The organism is Mesorhizobium captivum, assembly GCF_033977165.1.
GTDB classification, from domain to species: Bacteria; Pseudomonadota; Alphaproteobacteria; order Rhizobiales; family Rhizobiaceae; genus Mesorhizobium; species Mesorhizobium captivum.
In genome coordinates, this window is sequence record NZ_JAVIJB010000096.1 from 1 (window position 1) to 3,045 (window position 3,045).

At 59.0% G+C, this 3,045-nt stretch carries 2 protein-coding genes and 1 pseudogene; all 3 read right to left on the reverse strand.

The genetic code is table 11. From position 1 onward, the window contains the following. Positions 1–80: 80 nt before the first annotated feature. Positions 81–1,154: a tyrosine-type recombinase/integrase gene (locus RFM40_RS33305; protein WP_320279036.1), complete on the reverse strand. Its 1,074-nt coding sequence runs from the start codon at positions 1,152–1,154 to the stop codon at positions 81–83. 245 nt (positions 1,155–1,399) lie between these two features. After that, positions 1,400–2,542: pseudogene (locus RFM40_RS33310) on the reverse strand (porin). A 109-nt stretch (positions 2,543–2,651) separates the two neighbouring features. Beyond that, a complete protein-coding gene (locus RFM40_RS33315; protein ID WP_320279035.1) occupies positions 2,652–2,891 on the reverse strand; it encodes a GIY-YIG nuclease family protein in 240 nt (79 codons plus the stop codon). Between the last annotated feature and the right edge of the window lie 154 nt (positions 2,892–3,045).

Consider the following 3,045-nt stretch of genomic DNA (forward strand, 5'->3'; position numbering starts at 1 on the left):
TGTTCGCGATGTCCTCGCACACCTGTTCGCGATGTCCCCGGTCCAAACACCCTTGTGGGAGAAGGAATGGCCCGGCGAAGCTATTTGCCCTTCGAGCTCTTGCGGCGCGCCTTCGCCGGTTCCGGTCCGTTCTCCTTGCAAGCAGTCGCGGCGCGCGACGGCGTGGTCAACGGCGACGCAAACACCGAAGCCTCCGCCGGGCGCGGCGTCTCATCGGCGCGCGGTTTCTCCAGCACGACGACGCAGCCGTCGAGATCGTTGGTGGCGAGATGCGCGTAGCGCATGGTCATCGACAGCGTCTGGTGGCCGAGCCACATCTGCACGCGCCTGATGTCGATACCGCCCTGGACGAGACGCGAAGCGCAAGTGTGGCGCAGAATATGCAGCACCACCTGCTCGTCGGCGCCGAGACCGACCTCGGTCTTCGCCTCGTTCCAGATGGCGCGGTACTGCGCCTGGGTAAGCTTGGTGAACGGGCCCTTCGGCCGGCGCCCTTCGGTAGTCGGTGGCAGCTTGATCACTTCCTTGACCCGTTCGGTCATCGGGATGGTGCGGCTGCTGCCGGATTTGGTGATCCAGAACGAGACGCGGTGTTCCTGGATGTCGTTCCAGATCAGGCCGAGCGCCTCGCCGAGACGGCAGCCGGTATCGACAAGGAAAACGGAAAGCCTGTAAGCATCCTCGCTGCGGCTCTTGATGGCGGCGAACAGCCTCGCCTCTTCGTCCCGTTCGAGGAAACGAATCCGTCCCGCCCGCTCCTTCTGGCGGCGGAACTCGGGCAGGCTGTGGATATCCCCCATCTTGTGAGCCTTGCGCAGCAATTTGCTGAGTGCAGCCATCTTGCGATTGATGGTTGCGTTGCCGTTCCCGCGCTGGCGCAAGGTGCCGATAAGATTGTCCAGGGTGTTCTGGTCAAAGGTGCTGAAACGTTCTCCCAGAAGGATCTCGTCTATTTCACCAATGAAAGAGCTGACATTGTATTTATGTCGCCCATCATCCCAAAGTATATCTCGATATGCTGAAAAAAGCTCCCCGACCCTGTACGACTTTACTTCTCTGATCTTGTTGTATGTATACCTAAACTTCGAATTCTGAGAAGACAAAACCGCGAAATGGTCAGAGGGCGCTCCCTCTTGAATCGCTTCATTCGTCATTTTTGGACCACACCCCCGAGTGGATAGGCGAGACCTAGCCGCTTGGACGTGTCCTTTCAAGAGTTTATGTCTGACAAAACGATTTCATCCGCAAAATGTCGGATCCCACGAAAATCGCCCTGAAAGACCCTGCTCAGCTATCGACCCCCTTTTTCCTTCGGCTCGCCCCACGTCCAAGTCACGATAACAAAACGGCCCAGGCGTGCAGACGCCCGGGCCGGATTTCACATGTAGAATTCCAGCCCTTAGAACGAGCGCTGGAAGCGGAGCATACCGCCGACTGCATCCTTCTTGGCGAAGACGGACCTGTCGGTCCAGTTGATGCCTTCTTCACCTCAGTGAGACCAATCGACTTCGGCCGTGACGGTCAAGCCGGGAACGATGTCGTAGGCGACGTTGGCCGCGACGGCATAGTTCTTCTCATCATCAGCCGACGCCTGGAGGTTGAACGAGGTCTTCTCGTTGAACTTGTAGGTGCCACCGCCCCACACAGCCCAGTTGCCGCCCCACTGCTTGAAGAAGCCGCGGCCACCGGCGTCGATGACGTTACCTGCGTCGTCGCTGAGGTTGTCGTCGGTGCCGTAGCCGGCCATAATGAAGAGCGACAGCGCGTCGGAGACATTGACGTCCAAACGGACCTTACCGGCGACTTCCTCGTAGTTGCTGTCATAAGCGATGACGCCGCTGATGGCGCCCCAGCCCTGCGTCCACTTCAGACCGCCGACGACATGCGGAACGTAGCTGTCGATCGTGCCGACGACGCCCGAACCTTCTTCGAGCGAGACGACGGCCGAGAAGCCGTTGCCGGCATCGAAGTAGTACTGGACGACGTTGGTGTCGAAGTCGCCGTATGGAACCAGCGTATCCTGGATGACGTTGCCGGCGTAGCCGATGAACGTATTGAAGGCCGATTCGTCCTTACCGACGCGCAGGCCGCCGAGCTGGATCCAGGCGAAGTTCAGCGAGGCCGTGTCCCCGTTGTGCGCCGTGTTGAGCGGAATGGCCGCATTGGAATTTTGGAAGTTGAAGCGGGTCTCGGTGAAGGTCTTCAACGTGCCGAGTTCGGTTTCCTGGCCGGTCCAGGTCTTCAGCGTGAAGCGGGCATGCTTGAAGAAAGTGTCTTGCCGGTCACCGTCCTCATGGTCGGCGGTCTGCGCGCCATCGAACGAGCCGACGTCGCCAACGCCGATGTCGTAGCGGACATAGCCGCCGATGCGCAGGCAGGTCTCGGTGCCGGGGATGTAGAAGTAGCCCGAACCGTACACGTCGCAGATCTTGACGTATTCAACCGGTTCCGGCTCGGCGACGGTCACCGCGTCGGCGGCGCGGGCGCCCGAAACTGCGATCAGGGCCGCAGCTGAGCCGAGAAGAAGGCTCTTGATGTTCATTTTCTGACCTCCAGTCAGAATCGCGAACGGAGGTCGACGAAAAGCAGATCATCACGCTATTTTTCGTTTAATTTCAAATAGATAAATCTCAAATGGCCGTCACAAGGCCTTACCGCCAAAAGCGCTTGTTCGCGAAGGCCTTGCCCGATCCGCTCTTAAAATATCGCTCAAGTTGCCGGGCGTTGGCCTCGGTTTCGACCGCGATGTAGGCCTTCAAGGTTACAGGCAGATGAGCCATGGTCGAAGTCACATACCCCGATCGATGCGATTCGAAACGTCGTCGGAGGTCGTTGGTCGATCCGACATAGACGTCGCCGTTGTCGAGCTGCAGGAAATAGACGTACCACATGGTCCCCCTACGCTACTTCGTAGCTTCGGGCGACACTCCTACGCCCGAATGCGGTTCCGGGTGGCCTGCCACCCGAAGCCCGCAGGGGCTGAGCGACCTGAGAGATAGGTGACGATTTGTACCGGACACATGGGTAACACTTTTCGGTTTTTGC